This is a genomic window from Bacteroides salyersiae, assembly GCF_031172035.1.
GTDB classification, from domain to species: Bacteria; Bacteroidota; Bacteroidia; order Bacteroidales; family Bacteroidaceae; genus Bacteroides; species Bacteroides salyersiae.
Genome location: NZ_CP133452.1, coordinates 1,488,667 through 1,513,175, shown reverse-complemented (window position 1 = coordinate 1,513,175; position 24,509 = coordinate 1,488,667). Strand labels below are relative to the sequence as shown.

Below are 24,509 nucleotides of genomic sequence, written 5' to 3'. Positions count from 1 at the left end.
AAATCAAGTGGACTTATTAAAAAACATATTCAAAGGCGACAAGGTAATCTGGATAATCTTCCTTTGTCTCTGCCTCATCTCGATTATCGAGGTGTTTTCGGCAGCGAGCACGCTTACCTATAAAAGCGGAGATCACTGGGGCCCTATCACACAACACTCCATCATACTGATGGTGGGAGCAGTGGTAGTGGTACTAATGCACAACATCCCTTACAAATGGTTTCAGGTGTTTCCAGTCTTCCTGTACCCTGTCTCGGTAGTGCTGTTGGCTTTCGTCACTCTGATGGGAGTTATCACGGGCGACCGTGTCAACGGCGCGGCGCGTTGGATGTCGTTTATGGGTTTACAGTTCCAGCCTTCCGAATTGGCAAAAATGGCGGTGGTCATTGCCGTCTCCTTTATCCTGTCGAAAAAACAGGATGACGAAGGAGCCAATCCGAAAGCATTCAAATACATCCTGATTATTACAGGAATCGTCTGCCTGCTGATTGCCCCGGAAAACCTTTCTACAGCCATGTTGTTATTCGGAGTAGTATTCCTGATGATGTTTATAGGCAGGGTGGCAGCCCGAAAGCTGCTGATGCTGGTAGGTTCACTCGGATTGGTGGGTGCGGTAGGTGTCGTATTTCTGTTGGCTATCCCGAAAGATTCGGACATTCCCTTCCTCCACCGTTTTGATACCTGGAAGAGCCGTATCGTCAACTTCACCGAAAAAGAAGAAGTGCCGGCTGCTAAATTCGACATAGACAAAGATGCCCAGATTGCTCACGCCCGCATTGCGATCGCCACGAGTAATGTCGTAGGGAAAGCACCGGGAAATTCCGTTCAACGTGATTTCCTGAGTCAGGCATTCTCCGACTTCATCTTCGCCATCATCATAGAAGAACTCGGACTGGTAGGAGGTATATTTGTGGTATGTCTCTATATATGGTTATTGGTACGTGCGGGGCGTATCGCGCAAAAATGCGAACGAACCTTTCCCGCTTTCCTCGTAATGGGGATTGCCTTAATGCTGGTATCGCAAGCCATCTTGAATATGATGGTGGCCGTCGGCCTGTTCCCGGTAACCGGGCAGCCTTTGCCACTGATCAGTAAAGGAGGTACTTCGACACTGATAAACTGTGCATATATCGGTATGATACTGAGTGTGAGCCGCTACACTGCCTACCTTGAAGAGCAGAAAGAGCGCAATGCCCAGCTACAAATGCAGACAGAAGCAACCGGCACAACAGAAGCGCAGACAGCCGCCGAACCGACTGCACAAGTACTGAACAGTGACGCAGAATTCGAAGAAGAAAAGAAATAGGAAAATTACGAGTTACAATGGAGAAAGAACTTAGAATCATTATCAGTGGCGGAGGTACGGGAGGACATATCTTTCCGGCCGTATCCATCGCCAATGCCATAAAAGAACAATGTCCGGATGCCAAAATATTGTTTGTAGGTGCCGAAGGACGGATGGAAATGCAACGTGTCCCCGATGCCGGTTATGAGATTATCGGATTGCCGGTAGCCGGATTCGACCGCAAGCATTTATGGAAAAACTTTGCAGTACTCGTAAAGCTGGCTCGCAGCCAATGGAAAGCAAAGAGTATCATCAAAAAGTTCCGTCCGCAGGCAGCAGTGGGAGTTGGCGGTTATGCCAGTGGTCCGACATTGAAAATGGCCGGTATGATGGGAGTTCCGACATTGATACAAGAACAGAATTCGTATGCCGGAGTGACGAATAAATTGTTGGCAAAGAAAGCGCAAAAGATATGTGTAGCCTATGACGGAATGGAAAAATTCTTTCCGGCAGAAAAGATTCTGATGACCGGCAATCCGGTACGTCAAAACTTACTTGACCATGCCCTGAACCGCGAAGATGCGATACGCGCTTTCGGTCTGGACCCGAATAAGAAAACCATATTGATCCTGGGAGGCAGTTTGGGGGCACGTACTATCAACAACACGCTTATTGCCGGACTGCCGACTCTAAAAAAGAATAACGACATCCAATTTATATGGCAAACCGGTAAGATATACCATCAGCAGGTGATAGAGGCCGTCGGTAGTGCAGGAAGCATTCCGAACTTATACGTAGCGGACTTTATCAAAGACATGGCTACCGCCTATTCAGCTGCCGATCTGGTCATCTCACGCGCAGGCGCCGGTTCCATATCGGAATTCTGCCTACTGAGCAAACCGGTCATCCTGGTGCCTTCGCCTAACGTTGCGGAAGACCATCAAACTAAAAATGCACTTGCACTGGTAAATAAAGGGGCGGCCATCTACGTAAAAGATGCAGAAGCCGAAACAAAACTTTTGCCCGCAGCTTTGGAAACGATAGCCGATACGGCAAAGCTAAAAGACTTAAGCGATCGGATAGCCAAGCTGGCCTTGCCGGACTCGGCAACTATAATAGCGAAAGAGGTTATTAAATTAGCGGTGAGAGAGCAAGAGTAAGGGAGAATAGAGAGGGGAGAAGTAAAAAAAGAGATGAGAAACGGGCGATGATATCTCGCTACTGCATAAAAGAAATGTGAACAAAAAATGGTGAACAGTTTAATGGTGAATAGTTTAATGTAAACAGTAAATAAGATGGTGAATATCAATATAGATAATATTAAATCGGTGTATTTTGTCGGTGCCGGAGGTATCGGAATGAGCGCACTCGTACGTTATTTCCTCTCTAAAGGGAAATTGGTGGCCGGTTATGACCGTACACCCAGTGAACTGACGGAATGCCTGATAGCTGAAGGGGCGCAGATACATTATGAGGAAGACGTTCATCTGATTCCGGAAGCGTGTAGAGACAGAGAGAATACGCTCGTCGTGTTGACTCCGGCCGTTCCACAAGAGCATGAAGAACTAACCTACTTCCGTGACAATGGTTTTGAAATTCAAAAACGGGCACAAGTGTTGGGTACAATCACGCATTCCAGCAAAGGACTTTGTGTAGCGGGCACGCATGGCAAAACCACCACTTCGTCTATGACTGCCCATCTGCTATATCAGTCGCATGTCGGCTGTACGGCTTTTTTAGGAGGTATCTCCAAAAATTACGGAACCAACTTACTGCTTTCGCAAACAAGCCCTTATACCGTAATCGAAGCAGACGAATTCGACCGTTCTTTCCATTGGCTATCTCCTTATATGTCTGTTATCACAGCCACAGACCCCGATCATCTGGACATTTATGGAACAGCCGAAGCGTATCTGGAAAGTTTTGAGCATTACACCACCCTTATCCAACCGGGCGGGGCACTGATTATCCGCAAAGGAATTTCCCTGCATCCTCAAGTGCAACCGGGTGTAAAGGTGTATACTTACTCTCGCGATGAGGGTGATTTTCACGCAGAAAACATCCGTATCGGAAACGGTGAGATCTTTATTGATTTTGTCGGACCGGAGGTACGCATCGAGGATATCCGGTTGGGAGTTCCTGTAAGCATCAACATTGAGAACGGGGTGGCTGCTATGGCCTTGGCGCATCTGAACGGGGTGACGGATGAAGAGATCAAACAGGGAATGGCAAGTTTCCGGGGAGTGGACCGCCGTTTTGATTTTAAAATCAAAAATGACCGCATTGTGTTCCTCAGTGATTATGCCCATCATCCGTCGGAGATCAAACAAAGTGTACTGTCTATCCGCGAGTTATACCGGGATAAGAAAATAACAGCCATTTTCCAACCTCATCTTTATACCCGTACACGCGATTTTTACAAAGACTTTGCAGAGAGCTTGTCTTTACTGGACGAGGTAATCTTAGTAGATATCTATCCGGCACGTGAGCAACCGATACCCGGTGTGACCAGCCAACTGATTTATGACAACCTCCGTCCCGGTATTGAGAAAAGCATGTGTAAAAAGGAGGAGATACTCGATGTATTGAAAAATAAGAAAATAGAAGTTCTTATCACTCTCGGAGCCGGAGATATAGAAAACTATGTCCCTGCCATTACGGAAAAATTAAACACCATGGATTGAACAAATTCCGATTGTAATTTGTCAACCTATCGTAAATATCACATTATGCTGAAACGGATTCTTTTATCTATCGTTCTGTTGCTCATCACTGTCTACCTGGGTGTAGCTGTGACAGTATTCAATCGCAAACCCGCCGATCAGGTGTGCCGTGACGTAGAGCTGATTATCAAAGACACGGTGTATGCAGGCTTTGTCACCAAAGATGAAGTAACCGGTATATTGCAAAAGAAAGGCATCTATCCGGTAGGAAAAAAGATGGAGCGCATACATACGAAAACTCTGGAAAACGAGTTGGACAAGCATCCGCTTATCGATGAGACAGAGTGCTATAAGACCCCCAGTGGCAAGCTTTGCGTGGAGGTCAGACAGCGTATCCCGATCCTCCGTATCATGAGTAATAACGGTGAAAGCTACTATGTAGACAATAAAGGAACGATCATGCCGCCCGAAGCCAAATGCGTAGCCCGGCGAACAATTGTAACCGGAAACGTAGAAAAGTCGTTTGCAATGAGGGATTTATATAAGTTTGGTGTATTTTTGCAGAACAATCCGTTTTGGGATGCACAGATAGAACAGATTCATGTGCTTCCAAGCAAAGATGTAGAACTTGTGCCACGAGTAGGCGACCATATCGTCTATCTTGGGAAACTGGATCAATTTGAAGATAAGCTGGACCGCCTGAAGGTATTCTATAAAAAGGCGTTGAACGAAGTGGGATGGAATAAGTACTCACGTATCAGCCTGGAGTTCAATAACCAGATTATCTGCACAAAAAGATAATACATAATGGGCCAATGGGCTGATATGCCAATGAGCCAATTAAAGAATGAGAAAAGTACTAAATTGAATAATAACCAAATTAAAGCGCCAGCCAATCGGCATATCAGCCGATTGGCAGATTGGCACATTATTTAAATATATGGCAACAACAGAATTTATCGCCGCTATTGAACTGGGTTCATCAAAGGTAACCGGCATTGCCGGAAGAAAGAACAGTGACGGAAGTATGCAGGTGTTGGCTTATGCCAAAGAAGACTCCTCTTCGTTTATACGGAAAGGGGTTATCTATAATCTGAACAAGACAGCCCAAAGCCTCACTTCCATCATCAACAGACTGGAAGGCGATCTGAAAGAATCGATCGCCAAGGTATATGTAGGTATCAGCGGACAGTCACTCCGTACTGTACGGAATGTCGTAAGCCGCGACTTAAAAGAAGAAACACTCATCTCGCAAGAATTAGTGGATGCCATCTGCGACGAAAATCTGGAAATTCCGTTGATAGACATGGATATACTGGACGTTGCTCCCCAGGAATTTAAAATAGACAATTTTCTTCCGGACACCCCGGTAGGAGTGCTCGGCAATCATATTGAAGGACGCTTCCTCAATATCGTAGCCCGCGCCTCTATCAAAAATAACCTGGAACGTTGTTTTGAACAGGCAAAAATAAAAATTGCCGATCTCCTGATCGCACCATTGGTAACCGCCAATGCCGTATTGAGCGAAAGCGAACGCCGTTCCGGATGTGCTTTGGTAGATTTTGGTGCCGATACAACCACTATCTCCGTTTATAAAGGCAACATACTCCGTTTCATGACCGTACTCCCGTTGGGTGGTAACTGCATCACCCGTGACATCACCTCTTTGCGGATAGAAGAAGAGGAAGCGGAATCGCTGAAAATAACGTATGCCGATGCCACCTATGAAGAGGAAGGTGAAGAGAAAGCGACCTGCCAACTGGAAGACGAGGAACGAACCATCGAACTGGGCATGCTGAACGACATCATCGGTGCACGTGTGGAAGAGATTATCGACAACGTATGGAATCAGATACAGTTATCCGGTTACGACGACAAGCTTCTGGCGGGTATCATCATTACAGGCGGAACAGCCAATCTGAAAAATCTGGATGAGGTGCTCCGCAAGAGGACCAAGATCGATAAAGTGCGAATAGCACGCAATATCCGTAACACCATATACGCTGACGGAGACCTGATAAAGAAGGACGGAACACAGAATACGCTGTTCGGCCTTTTGTTTGAAGGAAAAGAAAACTGCTGCCTTGTAGAGACACGCCCTGTCACCCCGCCATCTGCCGCAACCGAACCGGTAAATATGTTCGAAGAGGACGAAGCGCTGAAAGAACAGGAAGCCGCCGCCCGTGAAGCGAAGAAGAGAAGAGAAGAAGAGGACAAGCGCCGAAAGGAAGAAGAAAAACGCCGCAAAGAGGAAGAAAAGAAAAAGAAAGAAGAAGCCCGTAGAAAGAAGAAAGAAGGACCGAGCTGGTTTGAAAAAACCTTCAATAAAATCTCCAACGAAATTTTCTCTGATGACGACATGAAATAAGAGAATGAACGGTGGAAACGAGCAAATAACAAATTGTAAATTATAAAACAGTAAATATTATGACGGACGAGATAGTACAATTCGATTATCCTCAAGACTCACCTAAGATCATCAAAGTGATTGGGGTAGGCGGAGGCGGAGGTAATGCCGTAAATCACATGTATAAAGAAGGTATACATGACGTAACATTCGTTCTCTGCAATACGGATCATCAGGCACTGGCCGACTCTCCGGTACCGGTCAAGCTACAGTTAGGTAAAGAAGGATTAGGAGCCGGTAACCGCCCGGCACGCGCACGCGAAGCAGCCGAAGAGAGCCTGGAAAGCATCAAAAGCATGCTGAATGACGGTACAAAAATGGTATTCATCACCGCCGGAATGGGAGGTGGTACGGGTACGGGTGCCGCGCCGATCATTGCCAAGACAGCCAAAGAAATGGATATTCTCACCATCGGTATCGTTACCATACCGTTCCGTTGGGAAGGTGACAAGAAAATCGACCAGGCATTAGACGGTGTCGAGGAAATCAGCAAGCACGTAGACGCATTGCTGGTGATCAACAACGAAAAGTTAAGCGAAATATATAATGACCTTTCCGTAGACGATGCTTTTGACAGAGCGGACGATACCCTCTCGATAGCCGCCAAGAGTATCTCGGAGATCATTACCCTGCACGGAAAAGTCAACCTCGACTTTAACGATGTAAAGACGGTGCTGAAAGACGGTGGCGTAGCCATCATGAGTACCGGATACGGGGAAGGGGAAGGACGCGTAAGCGCTGCCATACAGAATGCGCAACACTCACCGTTGCTAAACAACAACAATATATTCGACTCCAAGAAAGTATTGCTGAACGTCTCTTACAGTTCTCAGCACAAACTGATGATGAATGAGATGGACGAGGTAAAGGAATTTATGAACCGTTTCAGTCGTGATTTTGAGACCAAGTTTGGTATCGCTATTGATGACAGCTTGGGCGATCAAGTGAAAATCACCTTGCTGGCTACCGGATTCGGTATTCAGGACATTCATATGAAAGAAATGGATAACCGCATCTCGCAACGTAGCGTCGAAGAGCAACAACGTCTTGCAGAGCTGGAAGAAAAAGAGGAGGAAAGACGCAACCGCCGCGAAAGATTTTATGATGATAAAGGAGGAAGCAAACAGAGAAAGCGCCGCCATATTTATATCTTCAGCGCAGAAGATCTTGACAATGAAGACATCATCGCCATGGTAGAAAGCACCCCGACTTACCTGCGCAACAAGACAACCATAGATAAAATCAGAGGCAAAGCATCCTTGAAAGAGGAAATCACTCCTGAAGAAGCGGTGGATGAAAGCGGACTAATCACTTTTTAAGGGGAGAAAAGAGCATGGAGAGGGAAGAAGGAAAAAAGACCCTTCAACTTAATCGCGAATAATAAACAGCTAAATAGTAATATAGAATCATGGATTTATTTGAAAGAGTCAGCGAAGACATTAAAAACGCAATGAAGGCGAAAGACAAAGTAGCCCTTGAAACATTGAGAAACGTAAAGAAATTCTTCCTTGAAGCTAAGACTGCTCCGGGGGCTAACGATACTTTGACAGATGATGCAGCACTGAAAATCATTCAGAAGCTCGTGAAACAAGGAAAAGATTCTGCGGAAATTTACATCGGACAAGGCCGTCAGGATCTTGCAGAAGGTGAATTGTCACAAGTGAGAGTAATGGAAGCTTATCTGCCCAAACAAATGACACCGGAAGAACTGGAAGCCGCACTAAAGGAAATTATTGCCGAAACGGGCGCCACCAGCGGTAAGGACATGGGCAAAGTTATGGGAGTAGCTTCTAAGAAACTCGCCGGCCTGGCCGAAGGTCGTGCCATCTCTGCAAAAGTAAAAGAGCTCCTGGGATAATCACATTTTCCGTACAGGAAGGCTCGGGAATCGAAAAAATAGAGAAAAACAGGGTATTCCTGTTGTTTTTACTCCCTTCACCTGCTTCACCTTTTTGGGCAATCGCCCTATCCATCGGCGATACAGGGTGAAGGGTCGTTACATTTTTATGCATAGTGCAAAATCTTCCCGGAAACGGTACCTATCACCCCTAAGCACCGTACATACAGACTGAATGGACAGTGCTTACGATTGCCGATATGCCGCCATACCTTTCTCCCGCAGGCTTTTGGGGTAGGCCCTTCACCCTATATAGCCGATGAATAAGGCGTTTACCTCTAAAAGGTGAAGCGGGTGAAGGGGGCAAAAACAAACAGGATAAAACCGGAATAAAGTCAATCGAACAGCTCTTTTAATACATCTAAGGATTTTAGTACCGGAAAGTCGGGCAGATGGAGCCGGTAATATTCATTAATGATCGTAAGGCAACGCGCCCGTTCCAAACGGTTCATACCGAAAAGATGCATTGTGTCATAATTCATCCGCATCAGCACTATCAGCCGGGAAGCCTCCTGTGGAGTGATATAAGAAGAATGCAACTGTGGCCGCAACGAAGTAAAACAGGCATTCAGCATATCAAAATAATCTCCGTCATGATAATCCTCCAAATTAGGATATAATCCCAAAAAACGGGAAAGACGCATTAAAAACACCAAATGGAAATTAGCAAACCCCTCGCGGCATTCGTCCAGCCAAGTGATGGAATGTACCAGATAAGCAAACAACGGCCGATTCTCTGCCTCTTCACGAACCACACGATAAAGGAACTCGGCCAAGAAAAGCGCAATAGACGATTTATAAGGATCGTAAGGTATCGAAGAGAAAGGGAAAAAAGACTTCGCTTCTTTTATTTTATAAAGAGTGGCATTGGGACGGAAATCGGCTTCAATCTCTATCAAGGAAAGAGGTTGAAACAATACGGACTTTACCGCCGATTTCCTTGAACGCGGCACCGGAACCAAAAAAGAAACACGCCCCGACAGCTCGGTATACATCTCAACAATATTGGATGTATCATTGTATTTTAGTGTATGAAGAACTATTCCAACCGTTTTTTGTAACATTTTTCTTTCGTTTCAATTGATCGCAAAACTACAAAAAAAAGACGAGAAGTAATCAAGGCTACGCTCTATAACCCCAAAAAGCAAAGAAAAAAAAGAAAATTTTTCCTTGCGTTATCTCACTGATAATCAAAACTAAAAAACGTACAAAGGGGAAAAGCGCTCCATTTCTATGAAAATTTTTCCAGTGAAATATTTGCTAATTCAAAAAAAGTATCTACCTTTGCATCCGCAATCGAGAAACAAACACTCGAAAAGCGAAAAAGAAACGGAAACGTTTCACCAAATGATGGCCCGTTCGTCTATCGGTTAGGACGCAAGATTTTCATTCTTGAAAGGGGGGTTCGATTCCCCCACGGGCTACAATTAAAAAAATAAACGAATTAAAAAAACAGATTAGTCGAGATGGCAAATCACAAATCATCACTTAAGAGAATCAGACAAGAAGAAACAAGAAGACTTCACAACAGATATTATGGTAAAACCATGAGAAACGCTGTTAGAAAGCTTCGCTCAACTACTGATAAAGCAGAAGCTACTGCTATGTATCCTGGTGTTACAAAAATGCTGGATAAGTTGGCTAAAGTGAATATTATTCACAAAAACAAAGCAAGCAATTTAAAATCTAAATTGGCGATTTATATCAATAAACTTGCTTAATACAAGAATTTAGCAATACTTCATACAACACAGAGACTGAGCTTTTTAGCTTGGTCTTTTGTGTATTACAACAAGTCCAAAACCATATTCTCACGGTTCTCCCCTCCCCCTTTCTCCAATTCTTGTTTTTTCACCCTTTATTCTTCCTCAATTCATTTTTTTTTGCTATTTTTGCTCTGTTATTATAACTTAGAAAGGTAATTATGAGCGAAGACTTAATTCCCCAAGTTCCCCAGAACGAAGGATCGTATTCTGCCGATAGCATCCAGGTATTAGAAGGCTTGGAAGCAGTGCGTAAGCGCCCCGCGATGTACATCGGCGACATCAGCGTAAAGGGACTTCATCACTTGGTATATGAAATCGTTGATAACTCTATTGATGAAGCATTAGCAGGTTATTGCGACCACATTGAAGTAACCATCAACGAAGACAATTCAATCACCGTACAGGACAATGGACGCGGTATCCCCGTAGATTTCCATGAAAAAGAACAGAAATCAGCATTGGAAGTAGCAATGACAGTGCTTCATGCCGGTGGTAAGTTCGACAAAGGTTCGTATAAAGTTTCCGGTGGTCTGCACGGTGTAGGTATGTCTTGTGTAAACGCACTGTCTACCCACATGGTTACCCAAGTCTACCGTAACGGTAAGGTTTATCAGCAAGAGTATGAAATAGGAAAACCGCTTTATCCTGTAAAGGAGGTAGGTGTATCGGAACATACCGGAACCAGACAACAATTCTGGCCGGACAATACGATCTTTACCGAAACGGTCTACAAATATGAGATATTGGCAGGCCGCATGCGCGAACTTGCTTACCTGAACGCCGGTATCAAAATCACACTGACAGACCGTCGTACTGTAAATGATGAAGGACAGTTCAAACAGGAGGTATTCTATTCGGAAGAAGGTTTGAAGGAGTTCGTCCGTTATCTGGAATCATCACGTGATCACCTGATCAATGATGTCATCTATCTGAACACGGAAAAACAAGGTATCCCTATCGAAGTGGCTATCATGTATAATACCGGATTCTCCGAAAGCATCCATTCGTACGTAAACAACATCAATACCATTGAAGGCGGTACGCACTTGGCCGGTTTCCGCCGTGCGTTGACGCGTACGCTCAAAAAATATGCCGAAGACAGCAAAATGCTGGAAAAGGTAAAAGTGGAGATTGCCGGAGATGACTTCCGTGAAGGTTTGACAGGTGTCATTTCCGTGAAAGTAGCCGAACCGCAATTTGAAGGACAGACCAAAACGAAGTTAGGAAACAACGAAGTGATGGGAGCCGTAGACCAAGCTGTAGGTGAAGCTCTCTCCTACTATCTGGAAGAGCACCCGAAAGAAGCCAAACAAATTGTCGACAAAGTGATTCTTGCCGCAACCGCCCGTCATGCAGCTCGCAAGGCACGTGAAATGGTGCAGCGCAAATCACCGATGTCCGGTGGCGGACTTCCCGGTAAGCTGGCCGACTGTTCGGACAAAGATGCTACCAAATGCGAGTTGTTCCTTGTCGAGGGAGACTCGGCCGGCGGTACTGCCAAACAGGGCCGTAACCGTGCATTCCAAGCAATCCTGCCTTTACGCGGCAAGATTCTGAACGTAGAGAAAGCTATGTATCACAAAGCTCTTGAGAGCGAGGAAATACGTAATATCTACACAGCATTGGGGGTCACTATCGGAACAGAAGAAGACAGCAAAGCTGCCAATATCGATAAATTGCGTTACCACAAGATCATCATCATGACCGATGCCGACGTCGATGGTTCACACATCGACACGCTGATCATGACGTTCTTCTTCCGCTATATGCCACAAATCATACAGAATGGTTATCTGTACATCGCCACTCCTCCGCTCTACCTGTGCAAAAAAGGTAAAATAGAAGAGTATTGCTGGACAGACGCACAACGTCAGAAATTCATCGATACCTATGGCGGCGGTTCTGAAAACGCTGTTCACACCCAACGTTATAAAGGTTTGGGTGAAATGAACGCCCAGCAATTATGGGAAACAACCATGGATCCGGAAAACCGTATGCTGAAACAGGTAAATATCGAAAACGCAGCTGAAGCCGATTACATCTTCTCCATGTTGATGGGTGAAGACGTAGGTCCGCGCCGCGAATTCATAGAAGATAATGCAACGTATGCAAATATCGATGCATAATACGTTTTTATAAACCAACCTCACATCTTACAACGAAGAAGCGCCGGCAGCAAAGGTAAATCCTTTGAGCCGGCGCTTTTCTTTATAAGACATGGAAAAGCCAATCCATCCGAAAAAGAATCATTTATTTTTATTCTATAAAAATTTAGTACAAGCGGCACATATTCCCGTTTTTTTAGTATTTTTGTTTACAGTATTCAAAAAGGAGGTTCACATGAAAGCGACTACGGCATTCAAAAGTACATTTATCAGCTTGCTATTTTGCATCCCTGCTATTCCTGTATTTGCGCAATCCGTCCCAATAGTTGGAGAGACATATGCTCCATCCCCAAAGCAACTGAGCCCTGCCGATATAAATCTTCCCAACAATTTATTCCGTTGGGAACCTACATATCTACAGACATTAGCTAACCAAAAAGCTATGACAAACCAACACATTCCCTATTTAAGTTTAAATGAAATTAAAGAGAAGAAAGATGTATTCCCTAAAACCCGTCTTTCTTATCACTTAAACACATCTCCCATGACTTTTACAGACACCCTTTTAGGATTGATTAGTGTGGCAACCGAACTTTGGTGTAGCCATTATTACGGAAGAACCGGATCTGATATCTCCACCGCTATTCCCACAACACAAAGCAATACTTTTTAAACCAATCCTCAAATTAGTATTAAAATGCAATCCGACAGTAAAAGAATCGCCTTTTTAGACATTACAAAATGTTTCGCCATTTTTTGTGTTATACTTGGCCATGTCATTCAACAAACATTTCCGGGAGACCCATACCATGATAGTTGGCTATTTCAATTCATTTATTCATTTCATATGCCGCTTTTCATGGTAGTCAGCGGGTATTTCATGGAGAAGGCGTTCGCAATGTCTCCTCTATATTTTCTCAAAAGAAGGTCTATCCAATTATTACTCCCCACCTTAACCTTCTCTATATTATTCATCCTGTTTCACAATATCATATACACCCGCTTTACAGATAAAGACAGCATCAATTTCTTTGCATATTTATCCGGAGGCTGGATGTGGTTTTTGAAATATCTATTCATCTGCGCGGTTATTGCATATGCAAGTAAAAAGATATTCCGCAACGATATCTTAGCTGCATCTCTACCTACAATACTATTAATTATACTGACTCGTACCACCATATTCAGATTATTACCTTTCTTATGGCTTGGGTATTTCCTTCATAAGTACAATGACAGGTTATTTAGGCGTCCCTTAGTCCCCCTCATAGGCAGTCTGATATTTTTCATATTCTTTTTAATCTTTTGGAAAGGAGATTATGACGCCGCTTATCGCATCATTTTCTTCAAAGATGCAGTCAGATTTGATATGCAGAATTTCATCATAACACTCATCCGTTTAGGAGTAGGAGCAGCCGGCAGTATATTTTTTATCGCATTATTCAAAATACTGCTGGAAAGAATAAAAGGTGGAAAACTATTGCAGTTATGTAGCGAAACAGGAAGAAACACATTGGGCATTTATTGTATACAAATCTATCTATTGGAGTTTGGTTTAGAACATATAGCATTCAGATTTAACTTTCCCGGAGCAGTAGTCGCCCAATTAGTTTATGCCATCATCGTATTAATCCTTTGCGATGCCCTTGTCCGTCTCGTCAACAAGAACAAATGGACAGCACTGTTTATGCTGGGACGCTGGAGTCATAAGCCACAGACGAATTAAAAAGTATTTAACTTAAAGAGTATATCTATCTTAAATCCAAACAAATCCATAGACACTACCCTTAAAACAGGAGAATGTATCGAGACTCAATCTCAGAGAAAATAAACTTTTAATCTAAAACTTGACAATCCTCATCCGCAATAAAAAGAGCCATATCTTTACTCAAAAATAGAGTATAATATGGCTCTTTTATATTCACCAGTTATAGCCTGTAACTTTTCTGAAGATTCATTTTAGTTCTGACAACCTCTCACAAAAAACAATCCGACTAAAGATACCTTAAAAATCACTGCCTGAAAAAACGTTCTGTCCTTCCGGGCGAAAACAATTCCCAAAGAGAAGCGACCGTCCATCCCGGAGCAAAAATATCATTATAAAAACCTTTACCATTACGACCATAATCCCAATTGGTGTGTTGCACTACCTCCGGATAATATCCCGTTTTTGCAATGCCGCAAAAATGCCCCTTATGAGGAAGAAGTTGACGCATAGAGGTACTCATCACCGCAGCAAACTGAGAAAAACGGGGCTCGCCATATTCCTTCGAAAGCCAGTTGAGAATAGAAGCAAATTCAAAAACAAATACATCGATGTGATTATTTTCAACGGAGACATTGCCCCAACCACGAGTTTTAAACCCCAAGTCACCCAACATCTGCCCCGGTGCAAAGGGTACATCCCAAGTATAGTACCAGGAAAGGGCGAAATAGGCAGCTTTCTTAGCCAAAGCAGCATAATGCTCCCTTTCGGCTCCTTTGGAAACCAATGCCAGATAATAGGCAGCAGTAGAAGCATAAAGCGAAGCCTCCTTATCCTCACAGTTTGCATCCAGTGTAGACGAAAAGTAATCTGATTTTGAGATCAATTCTTTCTCCAGATAATTTACGGTACGCTTGGCACTCTCGAGATAACGTTTATCTTTGAAATATCGGGCCCCCATTACCAAAGGAAGTGTAGCCGATGGAGTACTCCCCCCACTCTTATCCGTAATGGTAAAGTCATCCTTAAACTTACGTGGAAAACTGCCATTCTCATTCTGGAGTTTCAAGAACATATCGAGCATCGTTTTCAAACGCTTTTCCCATTCGGGGTGTTTCCGCCCTCTCTCCTTTTCATATTGCAGATAATGCAACAAAGCATAAATCCCCTCTGACTGACGACGTATACTATGCATTTCACCAGAATCGCCCTGGTGATAGTCCACACGCTCATTGAAGAACCCAGACTCAGAGAAACCCTCCTCCAGATAGCTGTCGATAACTGCATTAGCATTTTGAACCAATTCTGCACGCTGATTTGCTTCTCCATATTCCAAAGCATTGAAGGCATTCAACAATGTGCGACCTACAAAACCGATTTCTGCCACAGAACCACTCTCACAAGTAGCCGTAAGCAAGCCTTCGCCAGAAAAGTAATTGGTAGCATTGCCACTTACATAACTCTCCACAAAGAAATTACTCATCACCTCTTTCATCTTATCCTCCGAATAGGGCGTTTCTACCGGCTGTGGTTTATAAGTGTCATAGCAATACTCCCAAGCCCGCTGTACAAACTGAGAAAAATCCTCACTTTTATCGTTGCGAAGTTCCCACACAAGGGAGATACTCTCCCCTTTAGCCAGTTTCTGAAAAGCCTCTACGGCAGATGCCAGCGTAAGTTTACGGATGTATGTTTTGGGAGCTTCCCGGAAAGGGAATCCGAAAGCGAGATAAGAGATACCACCTACATTCTCGAAACCCGTATATCCGACTGAAGTCTTTCCAGAGAGAATCACCTCTCCTTCTTTATGGGTAGTCAAAGCATCCGTATCGTAGGTTGCCAGACGAATCACCGACATCGATTCGCCGCTCTGTTCATTAAAAATAGCCGTCAAAGGAGAGCTCAACCGATCCTCACGTACCACCCAACTATCAGAGGTGTGAAAAGAGGGTGCTTCCTGGGGCGAACGCAAATTACGCCGATACCAAAAACCCGGTAAATAGAACTGACAGTCTTTATGATGAAATCCGGTTTTCACCTGCTGGCCGTAATTGAAATAAACGTCTTCCAATGCGGTTAAAAAGACAGTGATCCGTTCTCCATTATCACATTTTTCTACTTTCTGGAAAATATTCACCGGCAGTTTCTCCGTTCCAGCCAACTCGTAATCAAAGTAATTACCAACCAACCTCTGCATCTTGAGTGCATGAACTTCTGCCGAATTCCCAGGAACCTTTAATGCCAACGTAGCCGATACAGACTCCGGAGTATAATTGACTGCCCCCAACATTGCTATACCCGACAACGCTACCGCACAACAAAAAAATCGTTTAATCATTGCATTCATGTTCATTTATCTTTTTATTGAATATATACTTTGAAATAAACTTAATAAAGATAAGCTTAATGAATACAAAGATAAAGGCAATGAAGGCTTACAAATAAAACAAAAATTCCAATATATAAAACTATATAGTCAAATTCGCTTTTAAAAGAATATTTAAAGGGGATCAAATAATTCCTTGGGTCTCTAACTCCCGCGCTGTAAGTTCCAATTCTTCATACCATGCTTTTCCGAACTTACGAATCAACGGTTCTTTCAAGAATTTATAAACAGGCAGATTTTCTTTTCTACCAAGCAATACCGCCGCCTTGCAAACATCCCAACGATGATAGTTTACCGCTTTATAAGACCCATAATTTCCGACACGGATCGGGTATAAATGACATGAAACAGGTTTATAGAAATCAACCTTCCCGGCACGATAAGCTTTCTCTATTGCACAATAGCAGCAACCTTTCTCATCATAACAGGTAAATACACAATCTTTATTATTCACGATGGAAGTTACCAAGTCTCCCTCTTGATCCGTATATACCACCCCCTGCTCTTCAATCACCCTACGCGCTTCAGGTGACAATTCGTCCCAAATCGCAGGAAGTGCTTCTTCCAGTTTGGCTACTTCTTCCAATTCTACCGGCGCCCCGGCATCTCCTTCAATACAACATTCGCCTTTACAAGCATCCAGATTGCAAAGGAATTTCTCGCGAAACACATCAAAACTTACTACAACGTTGTCGATCTGAATCATAATCTTATTCGAAAAAAAGGGCGGATAGAAACCCGCCCTCATTATAATATAAGGATCGTTCTTACTTAATCAATACTTTGCCATTCATTTCGGCAGGGACTTCAAGGCCCATAATTTTCAAAATAGTAGGCGCTACATCGGCCAAGCGTCCATTTTCTACCTTAGCGTTCTTATTCTCTGTAACATAAACACAAGGAACAGGATTCAAAGAGTGGGCTGTATTCGGAGTGCCATCTTCATTCAATGCATGATCGGCATTACCATGATCGGCAATAATGATGGCTTCATAACCTTGTGCTTTAGCAGCTTCGACCGTTTCTTTGACACAAGCATCTACTGCAACCACTGCCTTTTCGATTGCCTCATAAATACCGGTATGCCCTACCATATCACCGTTTGCATAGTTCACAACGATGAAATCATACTTATTCTCATTAATGGCAGCTACCAATTTATCTTTTACTTCATAAGCACTCATTTCCGGCTTCAAATCATAGGTTGCCACCTTAGGCGAAGGAACCAGAATACGGTCTTCGTTTTCATAAGGAGTTTCACGACCACCATTGAAGAAGAAAGTTACATGAGCGTACTTTTCTGTTTCAGCGATATGAAGCTGTTTCAAACCTTTGGCTGCCAGATATTCACCCAAAGTATTCATTACGTTCTCCTTATCAAACAATATATGAACTCCTTTGAAAGAAGCGTCATACGGAGTCATACAGTAGTATTGCAATCCGGGTATGGTATGCATTCCCGCTTCCGGCATATCCTGTTGGGTAAGAACCACGGTCAATTCTTTGGCACGGTCGTTACGATAATTAAAGAAAATAACCACATCACCTTCTTTGATCGTACCATCTACATTGGCATTTGCAATCGGTTTGATAAATTCATCGGTAATCCCTTCATCATAAGACTCCTGCATAGCTTGGACCATATCCGACGCTTTTTTTCCCACACCGTTCACCAACAGATCATAAGCTTCTTTTACACGCTCCCAACGTTTATCACGGTCCATAGCATAGTAACGTCCGATGATAGAAGCTATCTTACCGGCAGACTTTGCACAATGCGCTTCCAGTTGTTCGATAAAACCTTTACCGCTCTTAGGATCCGTATCACGACCATCCATGAAACAGTGTACATACGTATTCTCAATACCGTATTCTTTGGATATATCGCAAAGTTTGAAAAGATGGTCCAATGAACTATGCACACCACCGTCTGAAGTCAGCCCCATGAAATGAATATTCTTCCCGTTTTCTTTAGCATAAGTGAAAGCAGAAACGATTTCGGGATTCTTCATGATACTGTTGTCACGGCAAGCCAGATTGATTTTCACCAAATCCTGGTAAACCACACGTCCGGCACCAATATTAAGATGACCGACTTCCGAGTTCCCCATTTGTCCATCCGGCAAACCAACATTCTCACCGCTTGCCTGTAACTGAGAATGAGGATATGTTTTTACTAAATAATCCCAATAAGGAGTAGGAGTATTGAAAATTACATCATCTTTCCCCTGGTCGCCTATTCCCCAACCATCAAGGATCATTAAAAGGGCTTTCTTACTCATAATATCTATAAATTAAATTGATTTTTATACTCATTCTTAATTTCGGGCGCAAAGTTACAAAAAAACAGCTGTTAACAGACTCTGTTTATCTATAAATTACCTAATATTCGATACTTTACGCAAAAAGAAAAAGGAAAATACAGGCAGTACAGAATAAAATCCGTACTTTTGCCTCGCTTAAAAAATAGATGAATATAAATATGGACGATTCAAACCCGCGAACGTGCAACAGTATTAACTAAAGCGAACAGAGCCATACAAGTGTCATGATGCCTCTGTTCGGATTAAAAAACAAACGAAAGGAGGCAATAAGATGAGAAAGTATCTTTATTGTGAGGCTGGCTTTGTGGAAAAATCACAATGGCTCCCCAATAGTTGGGTAAATGTAGTATGCCCCGATGCTAATGATTTTGAATTCCTGACCAAAGAACTACAAGTTCCCGAGTCTTTTCTAAATGACATCGCCGATACCGATGAACGTCCCCGTACAGACACTGAAGGCAATTGGCTATTGACAATCTTACGTATTCCCGTACAGAATAATCAAAACGGTATCCCATTCAGTACAGTACCTATCGGTATTATCACCAACAACGAAATCATCGTTTCCGTATGCTATCATAACACGGAATTACTTCCGGACTTCATAGAGCATACCCGTCGGAAAGGTATCGTTGTACGCAATAAACTGGATTTGATCTTGAGATTAATCTATTCCTCTGCCGTATGGTTTCTGAAATATCTGAAACAGATCAATGTAGATATCACTGCTGCAGAAAAAGAATTGGAAAAGAGTATTCGCAATGAAGACTTGCTCCGCCTGATGAAACTGCAAAAAACACTTGTATATTTCAATACATCCATCCGTGGTAATGAAGTGATGATCGGTAAATTGAAGAGCATTTTTCAGGACACAGACTATCTGGATCAGGAACTGGTAGAAGACGTTATCATTGAATTAAAACAGGCATTTAATACAGTCAACATCTACAGTGATATTCTTACAGGTACAATGGACGCTTTTGCTTCCATTATTTCCAACAATGTGAATGCCATCATGAAACGCATGACAAGCTTGTCTATTACGTTGATGATACCAACGTTGATAGCAAGTTTTTACGGTATGAATGTCGATATCCATATTGACGAAATCCCTCATGCTTTCGTCTGGATAGTACTGGCTTCTGCCATATTATCTGCACTGACATTCATTGTTTTCAGAAAAATTAAATGGTTCTGAATAACTTTCAGCACAAATACAAGCATCTTACCACACTATTATTTTAACTAAACGAAGCAAACGTTTCCACAGATAATAAAATCGTCCGGATGAAAAAGGCAATCAATTTCATCCGGACACTAAAAAATAGAAAAATAACGTCTAAGCGGTCTAAAATCATGTCTAAACATAAATAAGAAGTGCCTAACTATAACATATTGTCTTCTTACCCAATAAATTATAAAACACTTTTTAACCCCAAAATTTGCCACATTCAGTAATATTGTCTATTATTGCAAATAAAATTATATTAGCGTTAAAAACCCAAAGCAAACATTTATGGAAAAAAGACACTTAAGACTCATACCTATCGTCCTTTCCGCTTCATTATTTACATTTTCCTGTGTAGATAATGATTACGATCTGACCGATGACATTGATCTCACGATTCAAGTAGGAGGCAGTGAATTCGCTATTCCCGGAGGAGAAACAGAACCGATTCTGCTTAGTAAAATTCTGGACATAGAGGAAGACGGCGTTGTCAAGACAGATGAATACGGCAATTATTACTTATGGCAAGAAGGCTCAGAAACGACTACCGATATTTCAGTAGATGATTTTGAGATAAACAGTCCCGACATCAATCCAATAAATCAAGTGTTGAATTTCAACCTTCCATCTATAGGCGGTGTTCAGGAAAATCTTCCTCCTATCACTTTGGATGAAATGACTACAAATTTCAAACTTGACGGAACAGAACTTCCCAAAGAAATCAAATCTCTGTCTCTTATCAGTATGGACATGGAAGCCGTCGTTCATTTTTCATTTGAACCAGCTATTGCTGAAAACTTATACTTAGAAGTCATTAACCTGCAATTCCCGGAGTTCATACAATCATCTCGATTAACTCATGGACTTTTACAACTTGAAAATGAAAAAGCCAACAGGATAGATGGACTGTCTGTCACAGTACCTATTGATGGAATAGATTGCAGGCAAGATGGCGTCAGATTCGAAGGAGGCAATATCCTTATTGAGGGAAATATTTCTTTGACAGGTGAGGTAACTATTAATACCGGAGAAATCCTTGTAGGTGAGGGGCCTGCTTCCGTTACATTGAAAGTTGATATCACCCTGCAAGATAAACAGACTAAAAAACAAATCATCAAAATAAAAAGTATAGTAGGTAAAGTGGAACCGGATATCGACATCACTATTGACCCGGTAACTATATCCGGATTGCCCGATTTCTTGGATGACGAAAGAGTTACCCTGTCGGTAGAAAAGCCCATGATATTCTTCACAGCCAATAATAATACACCTGTAGCAGCCCAAGTAAAAGGTGAAATCACTTCTTATATCACTAAAGATAATCAAAAGGAACAACTTGGAGATCCTGTGAATCATCCTGTTAAATTCGATTTTACAATAAATAAGGAAACAGAAGAAAAGTTCTGTCTTTTGCCACCGGATGTACCGACAGATATTGAAGGAGTTACTACTTTTGTCGAAGTGGAAAATTTACCTACCTTGATTTCAAGAATACCGGATTTATTTGAATTCGAAGTAACCGCTGAAGCAATCCAGGCCGAAACGGAAATCCAACTAAACCATACTTATGGCATTACCACCGATTATGATGTCAATGTACCTTTTGTTTTCGGTAAAGACGTTACTCAAATTGTTTATAAAGACAGCGTAGACGGATGGTATGAAGACCTAAAAGACTATGAAATAAAACAAGTAAACGCAACAGCCACAGCTGTTAATAAAATACCGTTAGGATTGAACTTTACAGCGAAAGCACTGACTGTAGATGCTCAAGGTAATCCGGAAGAATTAAAAGGCGTAACAGTCACTGTAAAAGTTGACGGAGAGAAGGACGGTATCATCAAAGCCGGTAAAAACAATGTAGCCGCCGAAAGCGCATTAGTCATCGAAATAAAAGAAACAACCGCCGGTGCAGTTAAGAAATTAGACGGATTGGCTTTCGAGATCGTTGCAGCCTCAGGAACAGACGCCCAAGGACAACAACTAAACGAAAATCAAACGTTACAGTTAAAAAATGTCCGATTGAAAGTACCTGGCGGTGCAATTGTTGATTTGAATTAATTTGAAGATGTATAAAAACGATAAAACAATGAAACACTATAAATTAAAAGCCATACTGGCCTCATTCTTCATTCTTTATACCACAGGTGTAGGAGCACAGAATCTCAATTCAAGCTACTTCATGGAAGGTATGACTTATCGCCATCAGCTCAATCCGGCATTCATGGGTGAAAGCAACTATATAAACATGCCGCTTTTCGTATTGGGTAATTTTAATGTCGGCGTCCAGGGAAATATCGGCGTTAACGATTTCCTTTATAAATACAATCAGAATGGATATAAGCTGACTACATTTATGAATCCAAGCGTCAGCAATAGTGAGTTCTTAAGCAACCTACACACCAACAATCATCTAAGCATGAATTTGAGCATGCCGATCATTGCATTCGGCTTCCGGGGCTTTGGTGGTTTTAATACATTTGAAATAGGATTCCGCTCCAATACTTCTATCAATCTGCCTTATGGACTCTTTGATTTCATGAAGACAGGAATGAGCAATGAAGCCGGTAGTCACTACACTGTAGAAGATCTGACCGTACGCTCTAATAACTATGCAGAGGTAGCCTTAGGGCATTCTCACGAAATCATCAAAGACCGCTTAACGATCGGTGCTAAAGTCAAATTTTTGGTAGGAGGCGCCAATGCAGAAGCCAAAATTAAAAAGATGGATATCACCATGGGACAAGATGAATGGCTCATCGATGCAGAGGGACAATTAGAAGGATCACTAAAGGGTGGTTATTTTGAAAGCAAAGAGCCGGACGAAAATGGCAAGCCCGGTGAAATTGACGGTTTCGATATTGATGGTCCCGGCATAGGCGGTTTTGGTGTCGGATTCGATCTGGGTGCTGTATACAAAATGGATGACTTTGTAGAAGGATTGACGCTATCTGCAGCTTTGCTGGATTTGGGTTTCATCAAATGGAATAACGGATTAAAGGCTAAAATGATACATCGTTACACTTTTAAAGGATTTGAAAACCCGATTGCCGTAAAACCGGACGAAGGCCAGCCAGGTGATATCGACGACGAATTAGATAACTTGGGAGACCAATTCGAAGAATTCATCAAATTCCGCGATGAAGGTACAGTTAGCAGCCGTACTACTAAATTGGCAACAACAATGAATATCGGAGCAGAATACGTTCTTCCTTATTATAAAAACTTGAAATTCGGTTTGCTTTCATCCACTCACTTTAACAAACCGTTCACATGGTCGGAAGCACGCCTTTCTGCCAATGTTGCTCCGGTAAGATGGTTTGAAGCTTCCGTCAACTATGCAATAAGCAGCTTTGGTTCATCGTTAGGATGGGTATTGAATTTCCATCCGAACGGATTCAACTTCTTCATTGGAACAGACCATATGATTACCAAAGTTACACCGCAATATGTACCTGTAGGCAATGCTAATGCAAATGTAAGTTTGGGATTCAATATTACTTGGGGAAAGAAGAAGGCCAAAAAAGTTGTAAAGACTACTACAACTACAATATCAGAATTCTAAAGACAACTGACCATCTCCTAAGAGATTAAAAGTCATTCGATGATAAGGAGAGACACCGTGTTCTGCGATAGCAGCACGGTGTTTTTTCGTAGGATATCCTTTATTATGATCCCAATCATAGTAAGGAAACTCTTGGTGCAACCGGTTCATGTAATCATCACGATAGGTCTTGGCTAAAATGGATGCTGCTGCAATAGAAAGATATTTTCCATCCCCTTTTACCACCGTCGTATGAGGGATTTCCAGATATTTCTTGAAACGATTCCCATCAATCAGCAAATGTTCAGGACGTACCTTCAACTGATCTATCGCCCGATGCATAGCAAGAAAAGAAGCATTAAGAATATTTATCTCATCAACTTCTTCGGGAGAAACAACTCCTACCGCCCAAGCAACAGCCTCTTTCTCTATCACCTCACGCAATGTATAACGTTGCTTTTCGGTGAGTTGCTTAGAATCATTCAACAGTTCATTCCTAAAGTCTTGTGGAAGAATAACAGCAGCAGCATAGACAGAACCGGCCAAACACCCCCGACCAGCCTCATCACAACCGGCTTCTATTGTATCTCCATTCAAATACGGTAATAACATAATCGTTTTATTATAACTTAAAAACCGTACAAAGATAAGAGAATAAAAAAAGGATGCCGAGAAAAAGCATCCTTTTATATTGAACATAGTTCTAAAATTATATTTTTTGAAAAGTAGATTTGTCATAGTATTCATAGTCGGAATCTTTCTCTGATGACTCCAATATCAATTCAGAATCAGTCAGTTTCAGAACTGTGTAAACTTCATTATCTTCAGAATCATCATCATAGGCATAAATTATAGTCAACTTATCACCTTCCAATTTCCATTTTCCGGTATCACCATCAGCAACTACCGTACCATCTTCATTGAATGTAACTGTAAAATCCCCTTCTTCATTCCATTCATCATTATACTCTGGATTATTTGCATACTTTTCATATCCTTCCGACCAAGTGCATTGCCATTTACCTACCAAAGTATCTCTTCCTCCTATCTCATCATCATCGCCACAAGAAATAAGACTTACACTCATAATAGCAAACAACATAAAAGATAAAAACTTCAAGTTTTTCATATATAACAACTATTTTTCGCTTATGGCTCTCACTTTCAGCATTCATTAATAAAACATAGCACAAGAGCCT

20 protein-coding genes and 1 tRNA gene are annotated in these 24,509 nt (G+C 42.3%); 15 read left to right on the top strand and 6 right to left on the bottom strand.

Going from position 1 to position 24,509, the window contains the following annotated elements; all coding sequences use genetic code 11:
* Positions 1 to 7 precede the first annotated feature (7 nt).
* The 7 genes from RB604_RS05570 to RB604_RS05540 all read left to right on the top strand — a co-directional run bounded on the left by RB604_RS05570 (position 8) and on the right by RB604_RS05540 (position 8,213).
* Positions 8 to 1,306: an FtsW/RodA/SpoVE family cell cycle protein gene (locus RB604_RS05570; RefSeq protein WP_007479194.1), complete on the top strand. Its 1,299-nt coding sequence runs from the start codon at positions 8 to 10 to the stop codon at positions 1,304 to 1,306.
* A 17-nt stretch (positions 1,307 to 1,323) separates the two neighbouring features.
* A complete protein-coding gene (gene murG / locus RB604_RS05565) occupies positions 1,324 to 2,445 on the top strand; it encodes an undecaprenyldiphospho-muramoylpentapeptide beta-N-acetylglucosaminyltransferase (protein WP_007479196.1) in 1,122 nt (373 codons plus the stop codon).
* Between the two features lie 144 nt (positions 2,446 to 2,589).
* A complete protein-coding gene (gene murC, locus RB604_RS05560) occupies positions 2,590 to 3,969 on the top strand; it encodes a UDP-N-acetylmuramate--L-alanine ligase (protein WP_055293632.1) in 1,380 nt (459 codons plus the stop codon).
* A gap of 45 nt (positions 3,970 to 4,014) precedes the next feature.
* The gene (locus RB604_RS05555; protein ID WP_005927219.1) at positions 4,015 to 4,749 is read left to right on the top strand and encodes a cell division protein FtsQ/DivIB; all 735 of its coding nucleotides are present in this window, start codon (positions 4,015 to 4,017) and stop codon (positions 4,747 to 4,749) included.
* A gap of 139 nt (positions 4,750 to 4,888) precedes the next feature.
* Complete coding sequence (gene ftsA, locus RB604_RS05550) at positions 4,889 to 6,316, top strand: cell division protein FtsA (RefSeq protein WP_055293295.1); 1,428 nt, start codon at positions 4,889 to 4,891, stop codon at positions 6,314 to 6,316.
* 59 nt (positions 6,317 to 6,375) lie between these two features.
* Positions 6,376 to 7,674 (top strand): cell division protein FtsZ, encoded by a 1,299-nt coding sequence (ftsZ, locus tag RB604_RS05545; protein ID WP_007479202.1) that lies wholly within the window; start codon positions 6,376 to 6,378, stop codon positions 7,672 to 7,674.
* An 89-nt stretch (positions 7,675 to 7,763) separates the two neighbouring features.
* Entirely contained in the window at positions 7,764 to 8,213 is a 450-nt protein-coding gene (locus tag RB604_RS05540) for a GatB/YqeY domain-containing protein (protein ID WP_005927230.1), read from the top strand.
* A 374-nt stretch (positions 8,214 to 8,587) separates the two neighbouring features.
* Here the strand turns inward: RB604_RS05540 and recO are convergent, their stop codons facing one another.
* The gene (gene recO, locus RB604_RS05535; RefSeq protein WP_055293293.1) at positions 8,588 to 9,316 is read right to left on the bottom strand and encodes a DNA repair protein RecO; all 729 of its coding nucleotides are present in this window, start codon (positions 9,314 to 9,316) and stop codon (positions 8,588 to 8,590) included.
* A 288-nt stretch (positions 9,317 to 9,604) separates the two neighbouring features.
* Between recO and RB604_RS05530 the strand changes: the two genes are divergently transcribed.
* The 5 genes from RB604_RS05530 (at position 9,605) to RB604_RS05510 (ending at position 13,849) form a co-directional block, all read left to right on the top strand.
* Positions 9,605 to 9,676 (top strand) — tRNA-Glu (locus RB604_RS05530).
* Positions 9,677 to 9,718: 42 nt separating this feature from the next.
* Entirely contained in the window at positions 9,719 to 9,973 is a 255-nt protein-coding gene (gene rpsT, locus RB604_RS05525) for a 30S ribosomal protein S20 (RefSeq protein WP_005927235.1), read from the top strand.
* Between the two features lie 203 nt (positions 9,974 to 10,176).
* Complete coding sequence (gyrB, locus tag RB604_RS05520) at positions 10,177 to 12,144, top strand: DNA topoisomerase (ATP-hydrolyzing) subunit B (protein WP_007479204.1); 1,968 nt, start codon at positions 10,177 to 10,179, stop codon at positions 12,142 to 12,144.
* Between the two features lie 91 nt (positions 12,145 to 12,235).
* Positions 12,236 to 12,796, top strand: coding sequence for a hypothetical protein (locus tag RB604_RS05515; RefSeq protein WP_229103539.1), 561 nt, complete (start codon positions 12,236 to 12,238; stop codon positions 12,794 to 12,796).
* 24 nt (positions 12,797 to 12,820) lie between these two features.
* Positions 12,821 to 13,849: an acyltransferase family protein gene (locus tag RB604_RS05510; protein WP_055293291.1), complete on the top strand. Its 1,029-nt coding sequence runs from the start codon at positions 12,821 to 12,823 to the stop codon at positions 13,847 to 13,849.
* A 286-nt stretch (positions 13,850 to 14,135) separates the two neighbouring features.
* Here the strand turns inward: RB604_RS05510 and RB604_RS05505 are convergent, their stop codons facing one another.
* From RB604_RS05505 to gpmI, 3 genes are all read right to left on the bottom strand, one after another.
* Positions 14,136 to 16,175 carry a hypothetical protein gene (locus RB604_RS05505; RefSeq protein WP_055293630.1) on the bottom strand — a complete coding sequence of 680 codons (2,040 nt, stop codon included), beginning with the start codon at positions 16,173 to 16,175 and terminating at the stop codon, positions 14,136 to 14,138.
* A 163-nt stretch (positions 16,176 to 16,338) separates the two neighbouring features.
* Positions 16,339 to 16,920: a DUF3109 family protein gene (locus RB604_RS05500; protein WP_005927251.1), complete on the bottom strand. Its 582-nt coding sequence runs from the start codon at positions 16,918 to 16,920 to the stop codon at positions 16,339 to 16,341.
* Between the two features lie 61 nt (positions 16,921 to 16,981).
* Positions 16,982 to 18,496 carry a 2,3-bisphosphoglycerate-independent phosphoglycerate mutase gene (gene gpmI, locus RB604_RS05495; RefSeq protein WP_055293288.1) on the bottom strand — a complete coding sequence of 505 codons (1,515 nt, stop codon included), beginning with the start codon at positions 18,494 to 18,496 and terminating at the stop codon, positions 16,982 to 16,984.
* A gap of 313 nt (positions 18,497 to 18,809) precedes the next feature.
* Between gpmI and RB604_RS05490 the strand changes: the two genes are divergently transcribed.
* The 3 genes from RB604_RS05490 (at position 18,810) to RB604_RS05480 (ending at position 23,331) form a co-directional block, all read left to right on the top strand.
* The gene (locus RB604_RS05490) at positions 18,810 to 19,736 is read left to right on the top strand and encodes a magnesium transporter CorA family protein (RefSeq protein ID WP_005927257.1); all 927 of its coding nucleotides are present in this window, start codon (positions 18,810 to 18,812) and stop codon (positions 19,734 to 19,736) included.
* Positions 19,737 to 20,054: 318 nt separating this feature from the next.
* Positions 20,055 to 21,827 carry a hypothetical protein gene (locus RB604_RS05485; protein ID WP_007479216.1) on the top strand — a complete coding sequence of 591 codons (1,773 nt, stop codon included), beginning with the start codon at positions 20,055 to 20,057 and terminating at the stop codon, positions 21,825 to 21,827.
* 28 nt (positions 21,828 to 21,855) lie between these two features.
* Positions 21,856 to 23,331: a DUF5723 family protein gene (locus tag RB604_RS05480; RefSeq protein WP_007479218.1), complete on the top strand. Its 1,476-nt coding sequence runs from the start codon at positions 21,856 to 21,858 to the stop codon at positions 23,329 to 23,331.
* On the opposite strand, the gene rnhB is transcribed toward RB604_RS05480, so the two are convergent.
* Both rnhB and RB604_RS05470 read right to left on the bottom strand, forming a co-directional pair.
* On the bottom strand, positions 23,320 to 23,922 hold the full coding sequence (gene rnhB, locus RB604_RS05475) for a ribonuclease HII (protein WP_055293628.1): 603 nt from the start codon (positions 23,920 to 23,922) through the stop codon (positions 23,320 to 23,322). The genes RB604_RS05480 and rnhB overlap by 12 nt on opposite strands.
* A 97-nt stretch (positions 23,923 to 24,019) precedes the next feature.
* A complete protein-coding gene (locus RB604_RS05470; protein ID WP_005927269.1) occupies positions 24,020 to 24,439 on the bottom strand; it encodes a lipocalin family protein in 420 nt (139 codons plus the stop codon).
* Positions 24,440 to 24,509 lie beyond the last annotated feature (70 nt).

What these genes read in the sequence shown, in the direction of transcription:
- RB604_RS05490 (WP_005927257.1), top strand. Translation starts at nt 18,810, where the DNA reads ATGAGAAAGTATCTTTATTGTGAGGCTGGCTTTGTGGAAAAATCACAA.
- RB604_RS05470 (WP_005927269.1), bottom strand. Translation starts at nt 24,439, where the DNA reads ATGAAAAACTTGAAGTTTTTATCTTTTATGTTGTTTGCTATTATGAGT.
- rpsT (WP_005927235.1), top strand. Translation starts at nt 9,719, where the DNA reads ATGGCAAATCACAAATCATCACTTAAGAGAATCAGACAAGAAGAAACA.
- gpmI (WP_055293288.1), bottom strand. Translation starts at nt 18,496, where the DNA reads ATGAGTAAGAAAGCCCTTTTAATGATCCTTGATGGTTGGGGAATAGGC.
- rnhB (WP_055293628.1), bottom strand. Translation starts at nt 23,922, where the DNA reads ATGTTATTACCGTATTTGAATGGAGATACAATAGAAGCCGGTTGTGAT.
- ftsZ (WP_007479202.1), top strand. Translation starts at nt 6,376, where the DNA reads ATGACGGACGAGATAGTACAATTCGATTATCCTCAAGACTCACCTAAG.
- murG (WP_007479196.1), top strand. Translation starts at nt 1,324, where the DNA reads ATGGAGAAAGAACTTAGAATCATTATCAGTGGCGGAGGTACGGGAGGA.
- recO (WP_055293293.1), bottom strand. Translation starts at nt 9,316, where the DNA reads ATGTTACAAAAAACGGTTGGAATAGTTCTTCATACACTAAAATACAAT.
- RB604_RS05540 (WP_005927230.1), top strand. Translation starts at nt 7,764, where the DNA reads ATGGATTTATTTGAAAGAGTCAGCGAAGACATTAAAAACGCAATGAAG.
- RB604_RS05485 (WP_007479216.1), top strand. Translation starts at nt 20,055, where the DNA reads ATGGAAAAAAGACACTTAAGACTCATACCTATCGTCCTTTCCGCTTCA.
- ftsA (WP_055293295.1), top strand. Translation starts at nt 4,889, where the DNA reads ATGGCAACAACAGAATTTATCGCCGCTATTGAACTGGGTTCATCAAAG.
- RB604_RS05500 (WP_005927251.1), bottom strand. Translation starts at nt 16,920, where the DNA reads ATGATTCAGATCGACAACGTTGTAGTAAGTTTTGATGTGTTTCGCGAG.
- RB604_RS05480 (WP_007479218.1), top strand. Translation starts at nt 21,856, where the DNA reads ATGAAACACTATAAATTAAAAGCCATACTGGCCTCATTCTTCATTCTT.
- RB604_RS05515 (WP_229103539.1), top strand. Translation starts at nt 12,236, where the DNA reads ATGGAAAAGCCAATCCATCCGAAAAAGAATCATTTATTTTTATTCTAT.
- RB604_RS05505 (WP_055293630.1), bottom strand. Translation starts at nt 16,175, where the DNA reads ATGAATGCAATGATTAAACGATTTTTTTGTTGTGCGGTAGCGTTGTCG.
- gyrB (WP_007479204.1), top strand. Translation starts at nt 10,177, where the DNA reads ATGAGCGAAGACTTAATTCCCCAAGTTCCCCAGAACGAAGGATCGTAT.
- RB604_RS05510 (WP_055293291.1), top strand. Translation starts at nt 12,821, where the DNA reads ATGCAATCCGACAGTAAAAGAATCGCCTTTTTAGACATTACAAAATGT.
- RB604_RS05555 (WP_005927219.1), top strand. Translation starts at nt 4,015, where the DNA reads ATGCTGAAACGGATTCTTTTATCTATCGTTCTGTTGCTCATCACTGTC.